This window comes from Epilithonimonas bovis DSM 19482 (assembly GCF_900108115.1).
GTDB lineage: Bacteria > Bacteroidota > Bacteroidia > Flavobacteriales > Weeksellaceae > Epilithonimonas > Epilithonimonas bovis.
Map to the genome: position 1 here is coordinate 1 of NZ_FTPU01000027.1, position 25,161 is coordinate 25,161.

Below are 25,161 nucleotides of genomic sequence, written 5' to 3' on the forward strand. Positions count from 1 at the left end.
AACGCTCATTAGAAACATGGTTTTGTACCAAATTAAGAATGAAAGATTAGAATTTTGCATAATCGTTCCACTTTTCAAGGAAATTCTTTTACGACACTTTTTGCATTCGTAGCTCCAGATGCTTTTAATCCAGAAATGCTCCTTGTGACCGCACTTGCAAACCACTCCGATTTTATCTCTCTGCTCCTTAAAATGAATTCTGCAATCTTCCTCTCTCCCAAAATGCGTTGTAAAACTAAATATATTCATCTAACTAATTAAATTATAAGTAAATATACGAAATTATGTGTAATTACGGATATTCATAAAATAAAATGTCCTGATATTGATCAAATATACAATATCAGGACAAATATTTAATGGTTTTATTTCGGATCTAAGCGTAAAGTTGCTCTTGCAACTCCTTCACTTTTTTATCAGAAAGGTATTCGTCATAACTCATTTCTCTGTCGATGATTCCTTTTGGCGTTAGTTCGATGACTCTGTTACAGACTGTTTCCAATAATTCGTGGTCATGAGAAGATAGCAAAAGATTACCTTTGAAGTTGCTCAATGAGTTGTTCAGTGTTGTGATGCTTTCCAAATCCAAGTGGTTGGTAGGTTCGTCCAAAAGAAGAACGTTGGCTTTCTGAAGCATCATTCTGCTGAACATGCAACGCATTTTTTCTCCTCCGGATAGTACTTTACAAGATTTAAGCGCTTCATCTCCGGAGAATAGCATTCTCCCAAGGAAACCTCGCATAAACTCTTCGTGGCGCTCTTCGTCATTTTTGGTAAATTGTCTCAACCAGTCCACCAGGTTGTCATCGTTCTGGAAAAACTCTGTATTGTCCAGTGGCATATAAGACTGGTTGGTGGTTACGCCCCAGTTATATGTGCCTTTATCTGCCTCTTCGTTGCCGGATATAATCTGGAAAAACTCAGTGATAGCCAATGAGTTTCTGGAAAGAACCGCTACTTTATCTCCTTTTTTAAGGTTAAGATCGATATTAGAGAATAGCAGTTCTCCATCTTTTGTTTTTTCAAGGCCTTTTACATCCAGGATCTGATCTCCTACTTCTCTCTCTATATCAAAAATAATGGCAGGATAACGGCGGGAAGAAGGTTTGATATCATCAATGTTTAGCTTATCAATCATCTTTTTACGTGCCGTAGCCTGTTTTGCCTTAGCAACGTTAGAACTGAATCTGGCGATGAAGTCCTGTAATTCTTTTTTCTTTTCCTCCGCTTTTTTATTAGCCTGGGCTCTCTGTCTTGTTGCCAATTGGGATGCCTGATACCAGAATGAGTAGTTACCGGTGTAAAGATTAAGTTTAGAATAATCCAAATCTCCGATGTGTGTACAGACAGCATCCAGGAAGTGACGGTCGTGAGACACAACAATTACGGTATTCTCATAATCTGCCAAGAAATCCTCCAACCAGGCAATGGTAGCAATATCCAGGTCATTGGTAGGCTCATCCAGAATCAAAACATCAGGACTACCAAACAATGCTTGGGCTAACAGCACTCTTACTTTGTCTTTGTTTTCCAGTTCAGACATCATTTGCCAGTGCATGTCATCTTTTATACCAACGTTCGATAACATGGTCTGTGCATCGGCTTCAGAATTCCATCCGCCCATCTCGTCGTAAATCACACCCAGTTCGCCTGCTTTGATCCCGTCTTCATCAGAAAAGTCTTCTTTGGCATAGAGCGCGTCCATCTCTTCTTTGATCTCATAGAGCTTATTGTTCCCTCGTAGGACAGTTTCTAATACGGTATAATTATCGTAAGCAAAGTGATCCTGCTCTAGTACAGACATTCTTTTGCCCGGTTCCAGAGATACATTACCTGATGTAGACTCCTGTTTTCCGCTTAATATTTTAAGAAATGTAGATTTTCCGGCACCATTGGCACCAATTATCCCATAACAATTTCCTTTGGTGAATTTTATATTAACTTCGTCAAAGAGAACCCTCTTCCCGAATTGTAATGATAAATTAGATACTGTTAACATATAGTTTTGTAAATTTGTTGCGAAATTACGAAAATTAGTTGGGATACTGAAGTGTACCGGCTCCACCATATATATGAAAGTTAAAATAGAAAAATCTGTTAATATTTTTAACAAACGTGCCCGCTTTGAATATGAGATTCTGGAAGAGTATGAAGCTGGGATTGTATTGACAGGCACCGAGATCAAATCGCTCCGTTCTTCCAAGGCGTCTATTACAGAAAGCTTCTGTCAGTTCGTTGACGATGAATTGTATGTCATTAATATGATGATAGATGAGTACAAATTGGGAACTTTTTACAATCACAAAATAAAAAGGGAACGGAAGTTGCTACTGCATAAATACGAATTGCAAAAACTTAAAAAAAAGTTAAAGGATGTTGGGAATACTATAATCCCGCTTAAGCTGTATATCAATAACAGAGGCAAGGCTAAATTACTTATAGCATTAGGCCGAGGTAAGAAACTTTTCGACAAACGGGAAGCTATAAAAGACAGAGAGAATAAGCTAAACATCCAGCGGTTATTAAAGAAAAGTTAAAAAAACTTTGTTTATAAAGAAAAATTATATTTATTTTGCATTATCAATTATTTAATCATTTAATTCTATGAAAAATCTAAAATTAGGAATTTCAGCATTGGCGCTTACGGTTGCCTCTACTGTTTTCGCACAAACTACTACCAATCCTTGGGTGATAGGAGTAGGTGCTCATGGAGTGAATCACGTTGCTCAAAGAAATAATTTCAGCAATACATTCTCTTTAAGAAATTTTGAACAAAACCTATTCGGAGTATCGAAGTATTCTATTACTCCACCATTATCTAAATTGACGGTTGCAAGAAGCCTTAGTAAAGGTATCGTACTTGACTGGCAAACGACTGTAGGAAATGTTGACAATAAGAGATTTGCTATGGATAAAGAATTTTTCCTAATGACAGGTCTTGGTCTTCAATTCAAAGGTGCTGGTCTTCTTTGGGACGAAGAGTCTTGGTTTGACCCTTACTTGAGAGTAGGTGCCAACTACCTAAGACATGACTATACGGGTATGTCTTTCCCTGTTACAGATACTAAAGCTACAGTAGGAGGAGGTACTTATGGTGCTTTCAACTCTGATGGAGATGCAGGAAAAGCTAACCACTTCACAGTAAGTACTGGTGCTGGTATCAATTTCTGGGTTACTAAAAACTTTGGTCTAGGTGTTCAGGGTGATTACGTAACTACTCCAGTTGATAAATCTAACATCGCTAATTTCTGGCAAGCTTCAGCGTCTCTATTATTTAGATTCGGAAATACAGATAGAGATAAAGACGGAATTCCAGACAAAGAAGATGCTTGTCCTGATACTCCAGGATTACCAGAATTCCAAGGATGTCCTGACACAGACGGAGATGGTGTTCCAGATAAAGACGATCAATGTCCAGATGTAGCAGGTCCTAAAGAAAACAACGGTTGTCCTTGGCCAGATACAGACGGTGACGGTGTACTAGATAAAGACGATGCTTGTCCTACAGTTCCAGGACCAGTAGAAAACAAAGGTTGTCCTTGGCCAGATACAGACGGTGACGGTGTATTAGACAAAGATGATGCTTGTCCTACAGTTCCAGGTCTTCCACAATACCAAGGTTGTCCTAAACCAAAAACTGTAACAGCTAAAGAAGTTGAAACTAAACTTGGAAGTGTATTCTTTGATTTCAACAAAGCGACTATCAAACCTTCTTCTAAAGATGCTCTAGATGCTGCTGCGGACCAAATCAAAAAAGAAGGTGGTCACTACTTGCTAGAAGGTAGAACTGATGCTAAAGGTTCTGCTGCTTACAACTTGAAACTTTCCAGAGAAAGAGCTGCTGCTGTTGTTGTTGCTTTAGACTCTAGAGGTGTTGATCCAAGCGCTCTTAAATCAATTGGTGTAGGTGCTGCTAAAGCAACTGTTCCTGCTAAAGCAAGTGATGCTGAAAGACAAGTTGATAGAAAAGTAGTTGTAACTGCTATAGAAGATGCGGCTCAGTGGAATGCTCTTAAAAAGAGAGATTACGATGATCCAACTCCAGTGAAAGTTAAAAAAGCTCCAGCTAAGAAAAAAGCTCCAGCTAAGAAAAAAGCTCCAGCTAAGAAAAGAAAATAATTAGCAATAATTAATTTCGATATAAAAAATGCCTCCAATTTATTGGAGGTATTTTTTTGTTTTATGTATTTTTGCATAATAAATAATCATCAAAATGGGTAGAGCGTTCGAATATAGAAAAGCATCAAAAATGGCCAGATGGGACAAGATGGCTAAAACATTTTCAAAAATCGGTAAAGAAATAGCATTAGCTGTAAAAGCTGGTGGTCCCGACCCCGAGTCCAATCCTGCTTTAAGAAGATGTATCCAAAATGCTAAAGGCGCCAATATGCCTAAGGATAATGTGGAGCGCGCTATAAAAAAAGCCAGTGGTGCTGATGCAGAAAATTATGAAGAGATTACTTATGAAGGCTATGGCCAGGGTGGTGTTGCATTTTTTGTAGAATGTACGACCAACAATCCTACCAGAACTGTAGCCAATGTAAGAGCAATCTTTAACAAATTTGATGGTAACCTTGGTAAAAACGGAGAACTGGCGTTTATCTTTGACCGAAAAGGAATTTTCACCATTGATTTGGCTCAGATCAAAATGGATTGGGACGATTTTGAAATGGAGATGATAGATGGTGGAGCAGAAGATGTTGAGAAAGATGAAGAAGAGGTTTTGATCACCACAGCTTTTGAAGATTTTGGATCTCTGTCGCACAAATTGGATGAGTTGGGTATTGAGGCAAAAAGTGCGGAATTGCAAAGGATTCCTAACAATACCAAAGATGTGAATGAAGAACAGTTTAAATCAAATATGAAAATGCTGGAGCGTTTTGATGAAGATGACGATGTGCAAAATGTTTTCCATAATATGGAGATTACAGATGAACATTTGGAAACTATCTAACAAACCTATTAAGTTTTAATTTAATACATATCATAGCTTGGCTCATTGTTAATGGGCCATTTTTTATTTTGGGATGATTATATTTGCATCCTCAATCAGATAACATGTTTTCAAAAATTACAGTACACAGGGTCGGTAACAAAATTAATGGGGAATCTTTGATGCTTTCTCAGGAAGAATTACAGTTGGAGGATGATATGAAGGAGTTGTTGGGGAATTATTTCCTAAGTGCTTTCAAATCAGAAGAGCAATTCCAGTTTTACAGTGATTCTTATTTGGTTAATAATCCGGTTTACAGTTCTGTTTCAGAGATATTTGAAGACAAGGATAAATTCCAGTGGGAGTCCGAGAATATTGCTAAACATCTTTATGAAGCAGCGGAAAATCCGCGTGTTCAGGCGGGTGAGTTATTTGTAGTATACTTTCAGGGTGAAGCTATCGAATCTGCTGACGGAGAAAACAAACCCATTGATTCCATAGGTATTTTTAAGACCGAAAAAAGAGAGTCCTTTCTCAAGATTTTCCCGCAGGATGATACATTTGATATCGAAAAAGACCAAGGCATCAGCCTGTCAAAAATTGATAAAGCAGCACTGATTTACAATAATGACAAAGAGAGCGGATACATATTATCAGTTGTAGATAATAATAAAAACGGCGATATGTATTATTGGTTCGAGGATTTTCTCAAAGTAAAACAACGGGATGACGAATACTTCCATACGCAGGAAACCTTAACCGTTTACAAAGACTTCATTACACAAAAATTACCGGAGGAGTTTGAAGTTTCCAAAGCTGACCAGGCAGATTTCCTGAATAAATCCATTAATTTTTTTAAAGAAAAAGAAGAGTTTAAGTACGATGATTTTGTTAAAGAAGTTTTGGAAGACGAGAATGTGATCGAGAGCTTCTCAAATTTCAAATCTGATTATGAGCAGGATATGCAAATCTCTATTTCAGAAGATTTCCCAATCAATACTCAAGCCGTAAAAAAACAGCAAAGACACTTTAAATCTATTATAAAGCTGGATAAAAATTTTCATATCTATATACACGGGGACCGAAAAATGATAGAAACCGGCCAGGATGAAAAAGGTAAATATTACAGGCTTTATTTTGAAGAGGAAAAATAATTTGCTTGCTATGTTTATGAATATTTTGAGCAAACCTTGCAGATAATGTCGTAACTTTGCAAACATGTTTGTGAGAAAGAATAAAATACTAAAAATTGTAACTGCGACTTTTTTTGCCGTCAGTTATCTTTTTGTATTTCTCTTTTCTTCACTCCTTCACAATCACAAGACAGAATTTGATCACTTAAGCTTTAAGAAATCTGAGGTCAAATTTTCTAAAATTAATCTGAACCAGGAGAAATCAGGCGATTGCCTCTCTTGCCATTTTATCGCTACTGGTAATACTTTGGCACCCGAACAGTTTAGTTTTCATTTCGAAGATTATACATGTCAGGTCAAAGAAATCATTTCTGTTCAGGAAAAAATCTGGTCACAAACCAAATTTACATTCAATCTTCGCGGGCCGCCCGCAATTTCTTAAATTTCTATTTTCTCACGGGATTTTCCCGTGCGTATTCTTATGCTTCCAGTTCTTTATCGAACCCGGAACGTTCGTAATTGAATCGATACGCTATACCGGATCATTATTGAGATCATTTGGTCTAATTAATGTTTTAACGGTTTATGCAGATGATGGGCAGTTAAAATCTGTGCCATCTCATATACATTAAGTATATAATAAATCATTATGAAATATATTATTAATCTGATGTTGGTCTTTTTTGGCCTGGCATTAGTCTCAGCACAGAAGTTTTCTGTAGAAGGAACTGTTAAGGATTTCCATGACAAAACAGCACTGCAAAACGTTACGGTGCTTATTGGCAAATATTCTGCGAAAACGGATAACACGGGAAACTTCAGGTTGGAAGAGATCCCGGCGGGTAATTATACCCTGGTGGCCTCGCATCCCGATTGCGAAAGTTATTCTCAATCAATTAATGTCAAAAGTAACCTGCATCTCAGCATCAGCCTGGAGCATCATATCAACGAGATCGAAGCTGTAACTGTACATGGCAATCATAAGAATAACTGGACTATGATTGTGAAAACTCTGGATAAATCTGATATTGAGAAAAATGTAACGGAAAACCTCGGCAACCTGCTTTCTAAGATCTCTGGCGTATCCACTTTGAAGACCGGTAACAATATTGCAAAACCAATCATTCATGGTTTATATGGCAGCAGAATATCGATTCTTAATAATGGAGTAAAGCTTGCAGAACAGGAATGGGGGATAGAGCACGCACCCAATGTAGATATTAATAATTTCCAGCATATTGATGTAGTGAAAGGCGCTGCAGCTCTTAAATATGGTACCGATGCAATAGGCGGTGTAGTAGTGCTTGAGCCAGAAATTTTCCCTAAAAAGGACACCCTGAAAGGTTCCGTAAATCTCTCCGGGATATCCAACGGACGCGGAATCAGCACCGATGTAGATATCGCAAAAGTCTGGGAAAATGGCTGGGCTGTAAAATCTACGGGAAGCATTATGAAACTAGGTGATCTGTCAGCGCCGCAATATAATCTTAAAAATACGGGTAAGGATTTCTCATCATTCAGCTTTACGCTTCAGAATAATTCTTATAAAAAAGGGATTTCTTTTGATTATTATCTTACCAATCAGAATCTTGGGATTCTTCGGGATTCCCATGTGCATTCTCCTGGTGATTATGCAAAGGCTATGTACAGAGATGTGCCGCTATATTCCGGGGATTTTAGTTATGATATTAATAACCCAAGACAGTTGATTGAGCATCATATTGAAAAAGTATCAGCTTTCAACAGGTTTGAAAGTATTGGTAAACTTTCTGCCACTTATAGTTTTCAATATAACCACCGCCAGGAGTTTGATATCAGAAGAACGGCGGAATTGGATAAAGTCCCTTCTCTCGATTTAGCGCTTACAACGCATCAGCTGAATGTTAATGATCTTCTCGAGAGAGAACATTGGTCACTGGAAACAGGTATTGATGCCCTTTATCAAAACAATTATTCTGACCCAATAACAGAAGCCAGACGATTGATTCCGAATTATGACAAGCTTTCTGCGGGTGCGTATTCAATCTTTAAGTATAAAATTACACCACATCTTAATGCAGAAGCCGGAGCCCGTTTTGACTACAATTTTTATGACGCAACCAAATGGTATGATAAAAGTGACTGGCAGAGATATTATGCTGATATATTTCCTCAGTTTTATGTCCGGACATATGGTAACAGAGTCTTAACAAGGCCAAAACTGGATTATCATAATTTCTCCTACAATGCAGGATTGGAATATCATCCGTCAGACAGCTTTAACCTCAAATTTAATTATGCCAGATTAGCTCGTACACCCAATCCGGCAGAATTGTTCTCAGATGGTCTGCACCACTCTGCAGCAATTATCGAAAGGGGAAATATGAATATAACCAATGAAGACAGCCATCAGTTCAATTTGGTTGCTGATGCCAAATTCAATGTATTGGAGGGATTGGAAATTTCTGTGAATCCTTATTTTTTCATGACAAAGAATTTTATTAACCAAGTTCCTAATGGTGTACTTCAGAATACGCAAGCCGGTGCATTTCCTGTTTGGCTTTACCAGCAGATAGATGCAAAAATGTACGGTTTGGATTTGGATGTGGATCTCAAAATTTCAAACAATGTTACTTATAAAGGTAATATGTCTTATGTCCACGGGCAGGATCTAACGAATGATGTGCCGCTCATTTTTATGATGCCGCTCAATTTAAACAATTCCCTACAGTTTAATTTCGAGAAATGGAATCATCTGTATCTGAATATCGAAAACAAAACGGTTTTGCATCAGAACAGATATCCTATTATGGATTTGACATATCAGGATTACAATGCTGATGGGGAATTGGTCAACAAAACGTTGGATTTCAGTTCAACGCCGCCCGCTTATACTTTATGGAACGTACAAGCAGGTTTTGACATTACGCAGCATTTGACAATGGGTCTCCAAATAAATAATGTACTGAACACCGAATACCGAGATTATATGAACCGTATGAGATATTTTGCCTACGAACTGGGAAGGAGTTTTATCCTCAACTTTAGGTATAAATTTTAAAATATTAATGAAGCAATAATTAGTAAAAGCTTTAAAAAAAAATCAAATATTTATTAACAATCAAATTTTTTTACAATGAAAAACAAGTTTAGATTAAGAATAGTGGCAAGTATTTTTGCCGTATTATTATTAGTTTTTGGGTTGACATCTTGTCACAGAGATGATGATGAAGCAGATGATTTACCACAGGAAGAGATGACGAATGTTATCTTGCATGTGACGGATGAAGCTGGAAATAGCGTACCATACAATTTTCTGCTTGGAAGTTCCACTGTTCCAACAATAAAACTGGTAGATGGTAAAACTTACAATGTAGAAGCACAGTTTATGAACGGTACCGAAGATGTTACAGGAGAAATCAAAGAAGCAAAAGACAACCACTTTCTAATCTTTAATTTCCCTAATTCTAAGATTGATGTAGAAAGACTTGATGGAGATGACTCTACAACAGCTACGCACAAAGTAGGGCTTAAAACAAAGTGGACTGTGAACAAAGTAAATAACTCTTCTAATGCAGCAGCTTTGGTTTTAACACTAAAACATGCTGAGCAAAAAGAAGATTTGCAACCTAATGAAGCGGCTGTTACCTCAACTAACGGTATCCAGTGGGGAACTGCTGGTGCTAAAGCTGAAGATGATGCAGTGGCAAACTTTGGACTATCCAACTAATATAATTTAATTCGGATAAAAAACCTGAGTCCAACATTGGATTCAGGTTTTTTTTATCTTTTTTATGATTCAATTCATTTCATTTATTGTTCAAAAATTCCTATTTTTGCAACCTAAAAAATTCAATTAATGAACGTTACAGCGACAAACCACGATGATGTAAGTGCATTGCTTACGGTAACTTTGGAAAAATCTGATTATAAAGATAAAGTAGAGAAACAACTGATTAACTATGCAAAAAATGCGCAGGTTCCTGGTTTCAGAAAAGGGAAAGTGCCATTGAGCATGGTGAGAAAACAATATGAGGCTGGGATTGCTTATGAAGAGATCAATAAGCAGATTTCTGATGCGTTGAATAACTACGTTAATGAAAACAAACTAAGACTGGTAGGGCAACCAGTTCCTCAGCCGGTTAATGATTTTGATCATAATGCAGATTCTCTTTCTGTAGCTTTTGAAGTAGGTTATGAGCCTGAGTTTACAGTAGACCTTTCACAATACGAAGCGCCTCATTACAAAGTAGAAGCGTCTGATAAAGAGATCTCTACAAGTGTGGAGAATATGCAGAAACGTTTTGCAGAAAGATTGCCGGAAGAAAAAATCGGAAAAGATTCTTACGTGGCACTGGAAGTTTCTCAGGTTGTAGAAGCAGATGCGGAAGGTGAGCACCACCACCATCCAAAAAATGTAACCATCTCCAAAGAGCAAAAAGAAGCTTATGATTTGGTTAAAAAACTGAAGAAAGATGACTCTGTAAAAGTGTCTAAAGAAGACCTTGTAGCTAAAGAAGAATTGGCAAAACAATTAGGATTTTCTAAAGAAGAAGCGGAGCACCTGCACCACCACGAGGTAGAAGTAACTGTAAAAGATATCTATGGATTGAATTTGGCAGAGCTTAACCAAGAGCTTTTTGATAAAGTATATGGCAAAGACGAGATTAAGTCTGAGGAAGAACTTAGAGAAAGAGTGAAAAAAGAATTGGACGAATACTTCCAACAGAATGCTGATGTACATTTCGTTAACAAAATCCTTGAGCAGGTTAACGAAAAACAGGAAGTGGCTTTGCCGGAAACTTTCCTTATCAAATGGTTAATATTCTCTAACCAAAACATTACTTCCGAAGAGCAGGCAAAAGAAATCCTTGAAGCGGAGAAAAATATCATCAAAGGTCAGATCCTGGAAGGTAAACTGATGAATGATAACAACATACAGTTAGATTATGCAGAAGTTTTAGGACAAGCAGAGCAATTGGTAAGAAACCAGTTGGCTATCTACGGTATCCACCATTTATCTGATGAAGAGGTTCAGAAATATGCTGCGGAAATGCTTAAAGATGAAAATCAGGTAAGACAAATTTCCTCAGAAGTTGCAATGGCAAAACTGAAAGATGTCATCTTGGAAAAATCTAAAAAGAAAGAAACCAAAATCTCTCACGATGAGTTTTTGGAAGAACTTAAGAAATAATCTTTTTGGGATAACAATAGAAAACGCTCCGTATTACGGAGCGTTTTTTTATGCTTTATGTATTAGCGAAAAGACTCTTGAGCTGACGAAGGATAAGTAAAACCCTAAAAATTCAGAAATAATCTTGGATTGACAGGTTGATTGTTTTTATGCACTTCATAGTGCAGATGTGGTCCGGTAGATCGTCCGCTATTCCCCGACTTTGCAATGACCTGACCGGTCTTCACCCTGTCATTGGTTTCCACAAGAATCTCGGAGAGGTGGCCGTAGAGCGTGGCCAAACCATTGCTGTGTTCTATAATGATGCAGTTACCATAACCGCCTTTTTGCCCTGCAAAAATTACCTTTCCGGATGCGGCACAATTGACAGGGCTCCCAAACCCAACAGCAATATCCAGCCCTTTGTGAAACTGCAGCTGATCTTTTTCTGCCGGCGCATTGACAGAAGCGTTTTTGTCTTCTTTTATCATGGCCTGGCGCCGAACAGTGGCACTGTCCGTCGGTTCAGAAGCTTTTGCAGCTTCGTTGTTTTTAGGAGGGATAGGATTTTTTCTGATACCAAAGTTAGATGAGATATAGCCATCTGTAGGAATTCCCAGTGGCACCTGCTGCAGTTTTTGCTCCAGATCTACCAGGTATTGGCTGTATCGGTTGCTTATTTTAGCAAGGTAGACTTCGTTTTCCAGGCTGTCCTTGGCTAGTCTTTCTATCTGCAGGTCAGAAACATTTTTTGATTTTAGAAAACCGTCAATATTTCTGATGCTCTGGTCTACAATAGCAAGATCGGTTTTCAGCTGCAGGTGGTCTACACTGTCTTTTTCATTATTAATTTTAACGATATTCACGTTGTAGACTTTATCATCTTTGCTATCATACATTTTTGCTATCAGCAATGCCTGGGAAAAACAGATGATAAGCAGCAGGATCAAAACAATATTTTTTTTCTTTTTTGATTTTAAGAAATTAAGCATCAATCAATTTTAAAATGGACAGCAAAAGTATGAAAATTTATTTTTGTCATTAGTTGAGAGTTCGGGCGGTACAATATTTTCATTAATTCTATTAGATGCAAGTATTGAATATTGAGGCTCCGGATTAGATGTTAAGTCCTTCAAAAGAATTAAATGATATATTTAAAAACTAAAATAGTTGGATTGTAAGTTTTTTATCTTTTCTCTATTTTCTTTCCTCTACTTAAGTCCATATTATTACCGGAAATCTATAATTTACCTTAGATTTGTAATTGCTAAAAAAGCCAAACAAAAATGACAAAGAAATTGACTAAAACCTCTATAAATACCAGAGTTGGAGTTTTAGGAAGTGGAAGTTTTGCCACAGCTATCGTTAAGATGCTGTTGGAAAATTGCAAAACCGTGCATTGGTGTGTGCGTAACGAATTTGTAAAAGGTGCTATTGAGCAGCGCGGCCACAACCCAACCTACCTTACAACCGTTTCATTTAATACTAAAAAACTTAATCTTACAACTGATATCAATGAATTGGTATCCAATTGTGATGTCGTTATCTTGGCAGTCCCTTCGATTTACCTTGCAGAATCTATGGAAAAGCTAACCTGTGATTATCAGGATAAGCTATTTTGCTCTGCAATCAAAGGGATTGTGCCTAAGCATAATGATATTGTTGCCCATTATCTGAGAGATACCTTCAAGATAGGATATAAGAACCAGGCGGTAATTGCCGGGCCTTGCCATGCGGAAGAAGTAGCGATGGAGCGCTTGTCTTATCTTACGGTGGCTGTGGCAGAACAGGAGGATGCAGAGGTGATGAAGGATATTCTTTCTTCTTGCTATATAAAAGTTAATACAAGCAGTGACATCCTAGGTAATGAGTATTCGGCCATCCTTAAAAATATCTATGCCATCGGTGCAGGTATTGCAAGTGGTTTGGGTTATGGAGATAACTTTATCGCAGTGTACGTGTCCAACGCCATCCGCGAGATGGAGACTTTTTTGGAAGCTATTTATCCAGAACCCAGAGATGTGAATGATAGCGCATACCTGGGTGACCTGATTGTAACGGCTTATTCACTATTTTCCAGAAACAGAAATCTGGGTAATCTGATTGGTAAGGGTTATACCGTAAAATCTGCCATTCAGTCTATGAGTATGGTGGCGGAAGGTTATTATGCCACAAAAGGAATCTATTCTATCTGTAAGGAAAAGAAACTGAAACTACCCATCATCAATACCGTTTACGATATCTTGTACGAAGATAAAAATGCTGAAAAGCAGTTTGCTAAATTGACAGAGAAACTAACCTAAAGGTATTTTTCCTAAGAAACGTTAATTATAATATAGCGCAATCGGATTGGAATAGATCTTGCAAATTTTTTTGTCAAAGTAATAAAACATTAGACACAAAATGAAATATTCAAAATTTAAACTGGCTCAGGAAGCCATCAAGCACAAAGGGTTTTTACAGAAGATCCCGGCAGTCTTCCGGATGTTCAAACTTTATTACAAAGGCGAATACAAGATGAAGTTTACCGATGTGCTTTTGCCGGCATTGGCATTGGTCTATGTATTATCGCCAATTGATATTATTCCGGATTTTGTTCCTTTTGTAGGAGCTTTAGATGATTTAGCAATTTTGGCATTTGCCATCCCTTTGCTGATGAAAGAAGTAGATAAATTCCTGCTTTGGGAAAGCCAGTCCAAAAATCCGAAAGTTATAGACGCAGAGATTGTAGAATAACAAAAAAAAACCGATTCTTACAAGAATCGGTTTTTTTTATTCAACGTTGATAACAGTTTCTATCTCGGGTGCAAACTGCTTGATCGTGTTCTCCACGCCCAGTTTCATTGTAGAGGTACTGATATTACAGCTGGAGCAGTGTCCCAGGAGCCTTACGGTAACCGTGCTGCCCTGCACATCCACAAGCTCTATATCACCGCCATCTTTATTTAGAAAAGGGCGGATACTTTCCAGAGCTTCCATCACTTTGGTTACCAGCTCTTCCTGAATTTGGTTTGTATCGTTCATATTTTTACTTTTTCTTAGGCGAACAACCTGCCATGGTTGTAATTTTTACAGCTTCTGTAGGTGGTAAATTGGTATTTCTCTCTACAAGGCTTTCTATCATGTTTTGAGCCGTTTTAATATACACTTCGGCTATTTTTGAGTTTTCCTGCAATGCAGCAGGTCTTCCTACGTCACCTGCTTCGCGGATGCTTTGCACCAAAGGGATCTCTCCCAAAACGGGAATTCCCAGATCCTCTGCCATAAACTGAGCTCCCTGTTTTCCAAAGATATAATATTTATTGTCAGGTAACTCTTCTGGCGTAAAATAAGCCATATTTTCTATCAGTCCCAAAACCGGGATATTAATGCTCTCCATATTGAACATGGCAATCCCTTTTCTTACGTCCGCAAGTGCTACATGCTGTGGCGTGCTAACAATCACCGCACCTGTAACAGGAACTTCCTGAATGATTGATAAATGAATATCACCAGTTCCCGGAGGAAGGTCTATCAGAAGAAAATCCAGTTCACCCCAGTCGGCATCGCGGATCATTTGGTTTAGTGCCTTAGAAGCCATTGGCCCTCTCCAGACTACAGCCTGGTTGGCACCTGAAAAATATCCGATAGACAGCATTTTTACACCGTAATTCTCAATCGGTTTCATCAGGTTTCTGCCGTTGACTTCTACAGAAATAGGTTTTTGTCCTTCGGTATCCAGCATGGTGGGAACAGATGGCCCGTAGATGTCTGCGTCCAACAACCCAACTTTGAAACCCATTTTTGCCAACGTTACTGCCAGGTTGGCGGCAACTGTAGACTTACCTACGCCACCTTTTCCGGAAGCAATCGCAATAATATTCTGGATTCCGGCGATCTGTTTCCCTTTGATTTCATTAGTTGGCGGTGTGGCAGGCAACTCGGGGGAAGCAATTTTCAGTTTCAGATTGATATGGTCACCAAATTCTGAAGCAAACGCTTGTTTCATCGCTACTTCCAGTTTCTTTTTCTCGTGCATGGCAGGCGAGTGGGCCGTCATATCTATATAAACATCATCGCCCATTACCTGGAAATTACTCACAAGATCATCAACCTCTATCTCTTTCAGAAAATCCTGAACTTTCGATTTCGTCAGCATAAATTTATTATTCTTAAGTGATTACAAATTTACGGATTTTAAAATTAAATTAGAATTAATACAGTTTGTGATTTTGTCTATGTTGATGATTTTTGGCAGGCGTCTTTGGTGGGAGAGTTGGCGCGCATTAGTGTTCGCTAGATCAGCACGACGTAAAAATCCATCAACCCTCACGCAGCTCAATTAGGAGCCGGGAACCTGCTGTCCACTGTATCTTTTTTGTCATTGCGATTGGCGTAAAGTATCTTAATTGTAGCTTTTCCCCACATTGCCAAAAAAGGATGCCGTTCCCATCAGGGCTATGGGTTTATGTCATCAATTTAAACATGGTCAGCAAAAACTCAATTTCTGCCAACTTTTATAAAATCATAAAATATTTTTAGACATCATAATTTAGTTACATACCTAAAAATGTAATATCCTCACTGATCAGGCTGATTTTACAGATTTTAAATTTAGCATCAGCATAATAGGAATAATCAGCGAGAATTAAAAATAGTCAGAAACCCTTTTGATAAAGAATGTTTGGGATATGAAAATATCTTATGACCTCTAAATATTTTAAAGGAAATTCAATTCATAAAGTCGTCGAGAGCCTCAGACTGACATTGCTGAACAGGCCAATTTTATTGAGATCTTAGGCATTAATACAATCCCTTAATTTTCCAGTTGCCCTTCCCATTTGCTCACTGCTGATGTCGCCAGCGCATTTCCCAAAACATTGGTCATACTTCTTCCCATATCGCAGAAGTGGTCGATTGGTAAAATCAGTGCAATGCCTTCAACAGGAATGTCAAACATTCCACACGCAGCTACTATGATTACCAAACTCGCTCTCGGTACACCTGCAATCCCTTTACTCGTTAACATCAAAACCAAAAGCATGATGATCTGCTGGCCAAGCGGCATATCGATACCGTAGATCTGTGCAATGAAAATCGACGCAAAAGTCATGTACATCATACTGCCATCCAGATTGAAAGAATATCCCAAAGGCAAAATGAAAGATACAATCCTGCTGTTGCAGCCAAAACGCTCCAGTTCTTCTACCAATTTTGGGAAAACTGCTTCGGAACTTGTGGTAGAAAAGGCGATGAGTAAAGGTTCTTTGATTCTTCTTAATAACTCAAAAAGGCGGTTGCCCAATATCAGATAACCTACCAAAAGCAGGACAAGCCAAAGGATGGCCAACGCAAAGAAGAAATCTCTTAGATAGATAGCATAGACTTTAAATATTTCAAAACCGTTGGTTGCAACTACGGCTGCAATGGCGCCAAAAACACCCAAAGGCGCTACCCACATGATGTAGCCCACCATTTTCAGGATAGCATGCGAAATAATATCGAGGCCTTTGATAACCGGTTTTACATAATCCTCACCCATAGCAGAGAGTGCAATCCCAAACATGACAGAAAATACCACGATCTGCAGCACCTCGTTGGTGGCAAAAGCCTCAAACAAACTTTTTGGGATCACATGCTTTACAAAGTCCTCCATAGAAAAACCTTTGCTGCTGCTCACAATCTCGGTTGCTGACGAAGCATCCTGAATGGGCAATTGTGTTACATGCCCGGGTTCCAGCCAGTTAACCAATACCAAACCGATCATCAGTGAAGCCAAAGAAGCAGTGATAAACCAGAGCATAGCCTTGGTACCAACACGCCCAACCATTTTGATATCGCCCATTTTTGCAATACCCACAACCAAGGTAGAAAACACAAGTGGTGCTATAATCATCTGGATGAGGCGGATAAAAACCGTGCCCAGCAGTTTCACATTTTTCGCAAACGCATCGGCAGAGTCCGGGTAGGCAGTATGTACGGTACCACCCAGGATGACGCCTAAAACTAATGCAATAATGATTGCGAAAAACAGCTTGTTTTGACCTTTCATATATTATTTTCTAAATGTTTATCAGGCTTAGATCAGCAGCTAATCAGCATCTGAAAAGCAAAATCATAAGTCCTGTAAGAATTGTAATTGAACAAAACTAATATTTTTGAGAGAATTATGGCTTATTTTTTAAATTAATATTAATCGCCAAATGAAAAATCACCTGTTTCCAGACTATAAAAATAAAATAGCATTCACGTTCAGTTTAAATTAGTATTCGTTCTTTGTATCAATAGGATTGCCAATGAAATCGTCAGGATCCGGAAACACAAATGCCTACAAAGGTTATGGAGATTGTATATGACCATTAAAAAATAAGAAACTGTATATGAAAAGAGATGTAGAAATTGTAATTATTTCTGATGTACATCTGGGCACCTATGGCTGCAAAGCCAAAGAATTGCTGAGATATCTCAATGCCATCAGGCCCAAAACTTTGATTTTGAATGGTGATATTATAGATATATGGCAGTTTAAGAAATCTTATTTTCCTAAGTCTCACTTAAAGGTTGTCAAAAAGCTGATTACGTTCGCAACCAAGGGGACTGATGTCTTCTACATCACCGGCAATCATGATGAGGCGTTCCGCAGTTTTACCGATTTTGAGCTGGGAAAACTCAAACTTTGCAACAAACATATCCTGAAACTCGGCGACAAGAAAGCCTGGATCTTCCATGGTGATGTTTTTGACGCATCGGTACAGCACTCCAAATGGATTGCAAAACTGGGCGGGAAAGGTTATGATCTGCTGATTGCTTTTAATAATTTGGTCAACTGGGCTCTGGAAAAAGCCGGTAAAGAGAAATATTCGTTCTCCGGGAAGATCAAAAATAATGTCAAAAAAGCAGTGAAATACATTGGTGATTTTGAGTTGACAGCATCGGAACTGGCAATAGAAAATCAATTTGATTATGTTATTTGCGGACATATCCATCAGCCACAGATCCGTGAAGTGAGGAATAAAAAAGGCCGATGTACTTACCTTAATTCCGGAGATTGGATAGAAAGCCTCTCAGCTTTAGAATATCATAATGATGAGTGGAAACTTTTTTTCTACGACGATGAAAAGCATCTCCTCACTGATGATGATCCTGATGAGATGCAAGAAATCAACAGTACATTATTGATGAAACTGGTGACGCAAGTGGTGTGAGAATGCAATATGAGTAACTAATACCGAATAATAGAACAGAAAAAAATGAAAATACTATATGCCTTCCAGGGTACAGGAAATGGTCATCTGGCACGTGCGCAGGAGATTATCCCTATTTTGAAAAAACATGCGTTGGTAGATACATTGATTAGCGGGCATCAGACACAGCTGAGATCCGATTTTGATATTGATTTCAGATTTAGAGGTATTTCCCTGCTGTATAACAAAGTAGGTGGGTTGTCTTACAAAAAAACATTATTGCAAAATAGCTTTTGCAAAGCCGCTAAAGTCATACGGGATCTTGATCTGTCCGCTTATGACCTTATTATCAACGATTTTGAACCATTGACGGGTTGGGCGGCAAAAATGAAACATTACCCGATTATAGAACTCAGCCATCAGGCGTCGTTATCTTTTAAGGAAACGCCAAAGCCTGACAAAAAAGATTGGTTTGGTGATATGATCCTTAAGTATTATGTCCCGTGTGAAAAGAAAATAGGATTTCATTTTGATAATTATAATTCTCTTATCAAAAAACCTGTGATCCGGCAAAAAATCAGAAACCTTAGCCCCAATAATATGGGCCACTATCTGGTTTATCTACCCAGTTTTTCAGACGAAGTAATCACCAATTTCCTCACTCGGATAGATGTCGAGTGGAAGGTTTTTTCCAAATATGCCTCTCAATCCCAACGGTTTGGGAATGTTGAGATCTTCCCCATTGATGAGAAAAAATACCTGCAGCTGTTTGAGTCCTGCGAAGGTATCCTGTGTAACGCCGGTTTTGAAACGCCTGCAGAGGCTCTTTTTATGCACAAGAAATTATTTGTTATCCCGATAGATAATCAATATGAGCAGGCGTGCAATGCTTTTGCGCTAAGTAAGATGGGCGTGGCCTTTGCAGACCGACTGGATCCGGTTAAGATCCGCCAATGGATCGGCTCCTATAAATCCCTGACGGTAGATTACCCCAATAATATCGAATCAATTATTATGAATGATGTCCTCAATACATAAAAAAAACCTGCAAGTTGTTGCAGGTTTTATGTTAATATATGTCCATCATATTAAGCTTTCAGATATCTGGAATAGGCGTAACCTTCTTCGCCATCTTTGGTCTTGATTTTCCACCAGTCTTCAGAAGATTGCTCTACGAGCGTTACCACTTCGCCTTTTGCAGCTTTTCCTACAACGGCAGCTTCGGTAGAAGGCTCCTGTCTGATGTTAAGGTTAGATTGGTCTGTATCAACTGTTAAGGAAGCACCGGCAGCTAATCCAGAAACCTGAACATCAATATTGATATCGGTTGCTGTATATGATGGGTCAATAGCACCTAGGGCATTCCATACAGTATCTTTTGACGCACTGTTAGACGCTTTCCCGGTAATGTATAGAACACCACCCTGTTCCTGAACTGACAAATCTGAAAGTCCTGCTGACTGAGCCGCAGAAACTACAGTTGCATATTTTTCTTGTAAACTCATTTGTATTATTTTACTGTGATTTTGTTATCGTATTTACCAATTTTAAGCGCATCTACAGATTCTTTTACTTTTCTGGCATTAGCAGAAGTAGTAGATCCTGTTAAGGTTAATGTACCGTTGACGTCTTCAGCTTTCACACCCGGGATATCTTTAATTGCTGTATTCACTTTTTGTAGTACAGTTGCATCTACAGCATTCACTTCTACCGGTGCAGCAGCAGGTGTTACAGTAGCCATATCATGGACATCTTTAACGCCCTGAACTTTTTTCAAAGCATCGATAGCAGCCTGTTTGTCAGCTTCTGTAGCAAAAACACCACTTAGATGTGCTTCTCCTTCTTTTACTTCAACAGAAGTGCCAGGGTAAGCGGTAATGGCAGTTGTGGCCTGAGATGTTAATTCTGCATCAGATACTTTCTTTTTACAAGAAACAGCTGTCATAGACACCATCAGTGCAAGGGCAGCAATTTTGATTGATTTTTTCATAGTATAAAAAATTATTTATATTGTGTTTTATAGTATTAAAACTTGTGCCAAAACAATATCAACTGTTTGATTATTGATTCAAGGTTTTGATTTTAGTAAAGTTAAAAACTTTTTTAAAGAGACAATTAAAATTAGTTAAAATTAATAGATTCGTTCTTGGAAAAAATTTTTAATTATCTTCGGATATTGGTATGCTGGTAGTTCCGGACAACGAATCTCAGACCGGTTTCCAAAATTTCGCCCATGCTTTCGCATTTTAAAAATTGTGTGTTGTAAGTCAATTTCTGCAAAGCTGTTTTAAGTTGGGTAATATAGTCTACCGTAGAGATACGGTCATTTTTCATAATGTCAAGAAGTTGCTGTAAGCGCAGCTGGCTGGCCAATGCACGTTTAGCGATGGCTGAGCGCACTTCTTTACGATACTGTTCTACGGAGCTAGGCTTTAGTTTTTCATTTACAAGCTCTACCATTTTTTGGTTTTCCTTAAAATATTGAGGAAGATAGATTTTCAGTTGTCCCTCATACGACTGTTGATCAAAATCTATGGCGCGGATCCTGTAAACAACCTGATCGAAATCGTGCGTGGGAATGATCACATAATTATATGACCGCATATCACCCAGAAGGCCAAGCATGCAACGTTCGTTAAACTTCACAAATTCTTTGGCAATCTGGGATTTTTCCTGATCCGAGCAGTTTTCCAGATGTTCCTTAATAAAAATATCACCTGGGATTCCCAATATATGCTCTTCTATCAGCGTATCTTCATAAATGAGGAAATTAATCCGGTTGAAAGACAGGATATCCTCCAGTTCCAGGCCGTATAATCTGGAAGCATCGGCTTTTTTGATATAAAAATTAGTGTAATTATCATTCAAAATATTACGAACCCGGATACGGAACGGCTTTGAGTTCCCAAATGTGCAGTAATGGATAGAATCTACTGTGAGAAAGGGCAGGACATCCTCATCACCGTCAGAATGCAGTAAAGTATAGATTTTGTTGAGGTTGGCTTCGATCTCAGCGTGCTCAAATTCTGAATAATAGACACTCAGCCACAAAGTGTCCTGGCCATCTTTGTCCAATACCGATGTATAGCCGGAAAATCTCAAAAGATCATCATAATGAAAACGAAATCCCGTCACACGATTGTTGTTCTCCATGTATTTTTGGAGATCTTGTGAAACCGGATAAATGGGTTTTCGGAATTCTATTTTGACGTCTTTTATCTGCTTTTTTAATTAAAGAAACCTTCAAGGTTTGAGATTTTTTACATATTCCTTCTATACTTACCACCCACTTCAAACAAAGCATTGGTAATCTGTCCCAGCGAACAGTATTTCACCGCATTCATCATTACTTCAAACAAATTCTGCTGATTGATCGCAGCGTGTTGTAATTGTTTTAAAGCTTCAGAAGATTTACTCTCATTGGCTTTCTGGAAGTTATGAAGATTTTCGATCTGAGCCTGCTTTTCTTCCTCGGTCGAGCGGATCACTTCTCCCGGAAGAACCGTTGGCGAGCCGTCTTTTCCTAAGAACGTATTAACGCCGATTATCGGATATTCTCCGGTGTGTTTCAGCCATTCGTAATGCATCGATTCTTCCTGGATTTTTGAACGCTGATACATCGTTTCCATCGCACCCAAAACGCCACCTCTTTCCGTAATTCTGTCGAATTCTGCATAAACGGCTTCTTCCACCAGATCTGTTAATTCTTCAATAATAAATGAACCTTGTAACGGATTTTCGTTCTTCGCTAATCCTAATTCTTTATTGATAATCAGCTGGATTGCCATTGCTCTTCTTACCGATTGCTCAGTCGGAGTGGTAATCGCTTCGTCATAAGCGTTGGTGTGAAGCGAATTACAGTTGTCGTAGATGGCATAAAGCGCTTGAAGAGTCGTTCTGATATCGTTAAAATCAATTTCCTGTGCGTGAAGCGAACGTCCTGAAGTTTGAATATGATATTTCAACATCTGGCTTCTTTCGTCGGCACCGTATTTCAGTTTCATTGCTTTTGCCCAGATCCTTCTTGCCACACGTCCGATTACTGAATATTCCGGGTCGATGCCGTTCGAGAAAAAGAAGGATAAATTCGGTGCAAAATCATTGATGTTCATTCCTCTTGACAAATAATATTCAACGTAAGTGAAGCCATTTGCTAAGGTAAATGCCAACTGGGAAACAGGATTGGCGCCCGCTTCCGCAATGTGATATCCTGAAATAGAAACCGAGTAGAAATTTCTTACTTTTTCTTTGATGAAATATTCCTGAACGTCGCCCATCAGTCTTAAAGCAAATTCAGTCGAGAAAATACAGGTGTTCTGAGCCTGGTCTTCTTTTAAAATATCAGCCTGGACTGTTCCACGGACGGTCGCAATCGTTTTAGCTTTGATTTCAGCATAGACATCGGCAGGAATAATTTCGTCACCTGTGATTCCTAATAATTTTAAACCTAAACCATTATTGGAAGGCGGAAGTTCTCCGTTATATTTTGGTCTTTCTAAGCCTTTGTCGTCGAATTTTGCCTTTAAAACTTCTTCAACTTTTGCTTCCAAATGATGTTCAGCGATGTATTTTTCAACATTCTGATCGATCGCTGCATTCATAAAGAAAGCCAACAACATCGGAGCCGGACCATTAATCGTCATTGAAACTGAAGTCAATGCATTTACCAGATCAAATCCGGAATAGAGTTTTTTCGCATCATCCAAAGTCGCGATTGAAACGCCCGCATTTCCGATTTTACCATAAATATCCGGTGGTAGAGCAGGATCTTGCCCGTATAAAGTCACAGAATCGAAAGCTGTCGAAAGTCGTTTTGCAGGCATTTCCGCAGAAACATAATGGAATCTTCTGTTGGTTCTTTCGGGGCCTCCTTCTCCGGCGAACATTCTTGTCGGATCTTCTCCTGTTCTTTTGAAAGGATAAATTCCTGCGGTGTAAGGGAAACTTCCCGGAAGATTTTCCTGGCCTTTCCATTTGATCAGATCACCCCAATCATTGTATTTTGGTAAAGCGATTTTTGGAATTCTAAGATGAGATAAAGATTCTGTTGAGGTCGCTACTTTAATTTCTTTTCCTCTTACAAAATAGGAGTAAAACTCTTCGTGGAAGGCTTTTTTCGTATCATCCCAGGTTTTCAGGAAGTCGATGTTTTCCTGCCAGAGTTCTTTTTCAGCTTTTTGATATTCAGCGTCTAAAGTTTCATTGGAGATGATTTTTTTAACGCCGTCAATATGATACATTGTTCTGGCTAATTCAGCTTGTTTTTCGATGTTTGCATCGTATTGTCTGTTGTTTTCAACAATTTCAGAAAGGTAACGGACTCTTTTTGGTGGAATAATCGTTACTTCGTCAGTAATTTCTTGTTCAACAAATGTTTTTAAATTTAGATCAGCAAACTTCTGATTTACTTTAAACACCAATCTGTTGTATAATTCTGTCGTTCCGTGATCGTTGAATTGCGAAGCTTTTGTTGCGTAAACCGGCATTTCATCCAATGGCTGTTCCCATAATAAATGGTTTCTCTGAAACTGTTTTCTTACGGCTTGCAGCGCATCAAGGGCGCCACGTTTGTCAGACTTGTTCAAAGCCACAAGATCCGCGTAATCCAACATATCGATTTTTTCCAACTGTGTGGAAGCTCCGTATTCAGGTGTCATCACGTACATCGAAACATCCGCAATGTCCGAAACTTCTGAACCGGATTGACCGATACCCGAAGTTTCCAGGATGATAATATCAGGATGAGCCAGTTTCAAAACATTCAAAGCGGAATGGATGAACGGAGAAACCGAAACGTTGTTTTCTCTCGTCGCCATCGAACGCATATAAACTCTCGGGTCATTGATGGCGTTCATTCGGATCCGGTCACCCAAAAGCGCACCTCCGGTTTTCTTTTTCGATGGGTCGATGGAAATAATCGCAATTTTTTTATCCGGATTTGAGCGTAAGAAACGTCTTACCAATTCGTCTGTTAAAGAAGATTTTCCTGCCCCGCCGGTTCCTGTGATGCCGATAATAGGAATATTTAAATCTTTTGATTTTTCGTCGATTGCTTTTACCAATTCAGGTTTTTCTTCTGAAAAGTTTTCAACCGCTGAAATGACCTTTGCTATGCTTGTCGGGTTTTCAAAACTGATGGAATCTAAATCTTCTACCGTTACATCTTTCCCCGTTGCGAAATCTGATCTATTTACCAAATCATCGATCATCCCCTGTAAACCCAATTCGCGGCCGTCGTCCGGAGAATAGATCCTGTCAATCCCGTAATTCATCAAGTCTTTGATTTCTTCCGGCAAAATTACACCGCCGCCGCCGCCAAAAATTTTGATCTGCGGCGAGTTTTTTTCTCTTAAAAGATCGTAGATGTATTTGAAATATTCGTTGTGGCCGCCTTGATATGAAGTTAAGGCAATAGCGTTGGCGTCTTCCTGAATGGCTGTGTTCACGACTTCTTCTGCTGATTTATCGTGTCCAAGGTGAATGACCTCGCATCCGGTTCCCTGGATGACACGGCGCATAATATTGATGGCAGCATCGTGGCCATCGAAAAGCGAAGCTGCGGTTACAATTCTTACTTTGTTTTTTGGCGTATATTTTTGGGTTTGCATTTCTTAAAATCGATTGTTTTCAAATATAATATTTTTTATGAAAAGGAAAAACGTTCAAAATAATCGGTCATTATAGAAAAATTACAGCCGATTAATATCAGGCCTACCAACTTTACGCCATAAAAACTAACTAACATTTGTTAGTTAGATAAAAAAGTGTAAGTTTGTATTA

General features: G+C 38.7%; 22 protein-coding genes. 12 read left to right on the forward strand and 10 right to left on the reverse strand.

The genetic code is table 11. From position 1 onward, the window contains the following. Positions 1-249, reverse strand: a 249-nt coding sequence (locus tag B0B05_RS11365) for a transposase (RefSeq protein ID WP_143746007.1), incomplete at its 3' end; no start/stop codon positions are given. A 127-nt stretch (positions 250-376) separates the two neighbouring features. After that, the gene (locus tag B0B05_RS11370; RefSeq protein WP_076783761.1) at positions 377-1,999 is read right to left on the reverse strand and encodes an ABC-F family ATP-binding cassette domain-containing protein; all 1,623 of its coding nucleotides are present in this window, start codon (positions 1,997-1,999) and stop codon (positions 377-379) included. Positions 2,000-2,072: 73 nt separating this feature from the next. On the opposite strand from B0B05_RS11370, the gene smpB reads away from it, so the two are divergent. From smpB to B0B05_RS11410, 8 genes are all read left to right on the forward strand, one after another. Then, on the forward strand, positions 2,073-2,537 hold the full coding sequence (smpB, locus tag B0B05_RS11375) for an SsrA-binding protein SmpB (protein WP_076783762.1): 465 nt from the start codon (positions 2,073-2,075) through the stop codon (positions 2,535-2,537). 67 nt (positions 2,538-2,604) lie between these two features. Then, a complete protein-coding gene (locus B0B05_RS11380) occupies positions 2,605-4,119 on the forward strand; it encodes an OmpA family protein (protein WP_076783763.1) in 1,515 nt (504 codons plus the stop codon). A 94-nt stretch (positions 4,120-4,213) separates the two neighbouring features. Continuing rightward, on the forward strand, positions 4,214-4,954 hold the full coding sequence (locus B0B05_RS11385) for a YebC/PmpR family DNA-binding transcriptional regulator (RefSeq protein WP_076783764.1): 741 nt from the start codon (positions 4,214-4,216) through the stop codon (positions 4,952-4,954). Between the two features lie 104 nt (positions 4,955-5,058). Next, a complete protein-coding gene (locus B0B05_RS11390) occupies positions 5,059-6,087 on the forward strand; it encodes a nucleoid-associated protein (RefSeq protein ID WP_076783765.1) in 1,029 nt (342 codons plus the stop codon). A 64-nt stretch (positions 6,088-6,151) separates the two neighbouring features. After that, a complete protein-coding gene (locus tag B0B05_RS11395) occupies positions 6,152-6,508 on the forward strand; it encodes a hypothetical protein (RefSeq protein ID WP_076783766.1) in 357 nt (118 codons plus the stop codon). A 207-nt stretch (positions 6,509-6,715) separates the two neighbouring features. After that, entirely contained in the window at positions 6,716-9,106 is a 2,391-nt protein-coding gene (locus B0B05_RS11400) for a TonB-dependent receptor (protein ID WP_173786370.1), read from the forward strand. A gap of 75 nt (positions 9,107-9,181) precedes the next feature. Further along, complete coding sequence (locus tag B0B05_RS11405; protein WP_076783767.1) at positions 9,182-9,775, forward strand: hypothetical protein; 594 nt, start codon at positions 9,182-9,184, stop codon at positions 9,773-9,775. A gap of 129 nt (positions 9,776-9,904) precedes the next feature. Then, positions 9,905-11,239, forward strand: coding sequence for a trigger factor (locus tag B0B05_RS11410; RefSeq protein ID WP_076783768.1), 1,335 nt, complete (start codon positions 9,905-9,907; stop codon positions 11,237-11,239). 104 nt (positions 11,240-11,343) lie between these two features. Here the strand turns inward: B0B05_RS11410 and B0B05_RS11415 are convergent, their stop codons facing one another. Then, positions 11,344-12,210: a M23 family metallopeptidase gene (locus B0B05_RS11415; protein WP_076783769.1), complete on the reverse strand. Its 867-nt coding sequence runs from the start codon at positions 12,208-12,210 to the stop codon at positions 11,344-11,346. Between the two features lie 294 nt (positions 12,211-12,504). Between B0B05_RS11415 and B0B05_RS11420 the strand changes: the two genes are divergently transcribed. Next, positions 12,505-13,521: an NAD(P)H-dependent glycerol-3-phosphate dehydrogenase gene (locus B0B05_RS11420; protein WP_076783770.1), complete on the forward strand. Its 1,017-nt coding sequence runs from the start codon at positions 12,505-12,507 to the stop codon at positions 13,519-13,521. A gap of 100 nt (positions 13,522-13,621) precedes the next feature. After that, positions 13,622-13,954 (forward strand): YkvA family protein, encoded by a 333-nt coding sequence (locus B0B05_RS11425; protein ID WP_084173946.1) that lies wholly within the window; start codon positions 13,622-13,624, stop codon positions 13,952-13,954. Positions 13,955-13,990: 36 nt separating this feature from the next. On the opposite strand, the gene B0B05_RS11430 is transcribed toward B0B05_RS11425, so the two are convergent. The 3 genes from B0B05_RS11430 to B0B05_RS11440 all read right to left on the reverse strand — a co-directional run bounded on the left by B0B05_RS11430 (position 13,991) and on the right by B0B05_RS11440 (position 17,249). After that, positions 13,991-14,242, reverse strand: a complete 252-nt coding sequence (locus B0B05_RS11430) for a NifU family protein (protein ID WP_076783772.1) — start codon at positions 14,240-14,242, stop codon at positions 13,991-13,993. 4 nt (positions 14,243-14,246) lie between these two features. Continuing rightward, positions 14,247-15,356, reverse strand: a complete 1,110-nt coding sequence (locus B0B05_RS11435) for an Mrp/NBP35 family ATP-binding protein (RefSeq protein WP_076783773.1) — start codon at positions 15,354-15,356, stop codon at positions 14,247-14,249. Between the two features lie 657 nt (positions 15,357-16,013). Continuing rightward, complete coding sequence (locus B0B05_RS11440) at positions 16,014-17,249, reverse strand: dicarboxylate/amino acid:cation symporter (protein ID WP_076783774.1); 1,236 nt, start codon at positions 17,247-17,249, stop codon at positions 16,014-16,016. Between the two features lie 328 nt (positions 17,250-17,577). Here B0B05_RS11440 and B0B05_RS11445 point away from each other — a divergent pair, with 328 nt between their 5' ends. Both B0B05_RS11445 and B0B05_RS11450 read left to right on the forward strand, forming a co-directional pair. Then, positions 17,578-18,402 (forward strand): UDP-2,3-diacylglucosamine diphosphatase, encoded by an 825-nt coding sequence (locus tag B0B05_RS11445; RefSeq protein ID WP_076783775.1) that lies wholly within the window; start codon positions 17,578-17,580, stop codon positions 18,400-18,402. A gap of 45 nt (positions 18,403-18,447) precedes the next feature. After that, positions 18,448-19,419: a glycosyltransferase family protein gene (locus B0B05_RS11450; protein ID WP_076783776.1), complete on the forward strand. Its 972-nt coding sequence runs from the start codon at positions 18,448-18,450 to the stop codon at positions 19,417-19,419. Positions 19,420-19,469: 50 nt separating this feature from the next. Here the strand turns inward: B0B05_RS11450 and B0B05_RS11455 are convergent, their stop codons facing one another. The 4 genes from B0B05_RS11455 to B0B05_RS11470 form a co-directional block, all read right to left on the reverse strand. Then, a complete protein-coding gene (locus B0B05_RS11455; protein WP_076783777.1) occupies positions 19,470-19,886 on the reverse strand; it encodes an SH3 domain-containing protein in 417 nt (138 codons plus the stop codon). Between the two features lie 5 nt (positions 19,887-19,891). Continuing rightward, the gene (locus B0B05_RS11460; RefSeq protein ID WP_076783778.1) at positions 19,892-20,371 is read right to left on the reverse strand and encodes a BON domain-containing protein; all 480 of its coding nucleotides are present in this window, start codon (positions 20,369-20,371) and stop codon (positions 19,892-19,894) included. Positions 20,372-20,544: 173 nt separating this feature from the next. Beyond that, a complete protein-coding gene (locus tag B0B05_RS11465; RefSeq protein WP_076783779.1) occupies positions 20,545-21,600 on the reverse strand; it encodes a hypothetical protein in 1,056 nt (351 codons plus the stop codon). 41 nt (positions 21,601-21,641) lie between these two features. Then, positions 21,642-24,989, reverse strand: coding sequence for a methylmalonyl-CoA mutase family protein (locus B0B05_RS11470; RefSeq protein ID WP_076783780.1), 3,348 nt, complete (start codon positions 24,987-24,989; stop codon positions 21,642-21,644). Positions 24,990-25,161: the final 172 nt, after the last annotated feature.

Bases quoted from the DNA above. Each gene is read 5' to 3' on its own strand.
- B0B05_RS11410 (WP_076783768.1), top strand. From the start codon at position 9,905: ATGAACGTTACAGCGACAAACCACGATGATGTAAGTGCATTGCTTACG.
- B0B05_RS11390 (WP_076783765.1), top strand. From the start codon at position 5,059: ATGTTTTCAAAAATTACAGTACACAGGGTCGGTAACAAAATTAATGGG.
- B0B05_RS11435 (WP_076783773.1), bottom strand. From the start codon at position 15,356: ATGCTGACGAAATCGAAAGTTCAGGATTTTCTGAAAGAGATAGAGGTT.
- smpB (WP_076783762.1), top strand. From the start codon at position 2,073: ATGAAAGTTAAAATAGAAAAATCTGTTAATATTTTTAACAAACGTGCC.
- B0B05_RS11440 (WP_076783774.1), bottom strand. From the start codon at position 17,249: ATGAAAGGTCAAAACAAGCTGTTTTTCGCAATCATTATTGCATTAGTT.
- B0B05_RS11370 (WP_076783761.1), bottom strand. From the start codon at position 1,999: ATGTTAACAGTATCTAATTTATCATTACAATTCGGGAAGAGGGTTCTC.
- B0B05_RS11420 (WP_076783770.1), top strand. From the start codon at position 12,505: ATGACAAAGAAATTGACTAAAACCTCTATAAATACCAGAGTTGGAGTT.
- B0B05_RS11470 (WP_076783780.1), bottom strand. From the start codon at position 24,989: ATGCAAACCCAAAAATATACGCCAAAAAACAAAGTAAGAATTGTAACC.
- B0B05_RS11385 (WP_076783764.1), top strand. From the start codon at position 4,214: ATGGGTAGAGCGTTCGAATATAGAAAAGCATCAAAAATGGCCAGATGG.
- B0B05_RS11455 (WP_076783777.1), bottom strand. From the start codon at position 19,886: ATGAGTTTACAAGAAAAATATGCAACTGTAGTTTCTGCGGCTCAGTCA.
- B0B05_RS11400 (WP_173786370.1), top strand. From the start codon at position 6,716: ATGAAATATATTATTAATCTGATGTTGGTCTTTTTTGGCCTGGCATTA.
- B0B05_RS11450 (WP_076783776.1), top strand. From the start codon at position 18,448: ATGAAAATACTATATGCCTTCCAGGGTACAGGAAATGGTCATCTGGCA.
- B0B05_RS11415 (WP_076783769.1), bottom strand. From the start codon at position 12,210: ATGCTTAATTTCTTAAAATCAAAAAAGAAAAAAAATATTGTTTTGATC.
- B0B05_RS11425 (WP_084173946.1), top strand. From the start codon at position 13,622: ATGAAATATTCAAAATTTAAACTGGCTCAGGAAGCCATCAAGCACAAA.
- B0B05_RS11430 (WP_076783772.1), bottom strand. From the start codon at position 14,242: ATGAACGATACAAACCAAATTCAGGAAGAGCTGGTAACCAAAGTGATG.
- B0B05_RS11395 (WP_076783766.1), top strand. From the start codon at position 6,152: ATGTTTGTGAGAAAGAATAAAATACTAAAAATTGTAACTGCGACTTTT.
- B0B05_RS11405 (WP_076783767.1), top strand. From the start codon at position 9,182: ATGAAAAACAAGTTTAGATTAAGAATAGTGGCAAGTATTTTTGCCGTA.
- B0B05_RS11460 (WP_076783778.1), bottom strand. From the start codon at position 20,371: ATGAAAAAATCAATCAAAATTGCTGCCCTTGCACTGATGGTGTCTATG.
- B0B05_RS11445 (WP_076783775.1), top strand. From the start codon at position 17,578: ATGAAAAGAGATGTAGAAATTGTAATTATTTCTGATGTACATCTGGGC.
- B0B05_RS11380 (WP_076783763.1), top strand. From the start codon at position 2,605: ATGAAAAATCTAAAATTAGGAATTTCAGCATTGGCGCTTACGGTTGCC.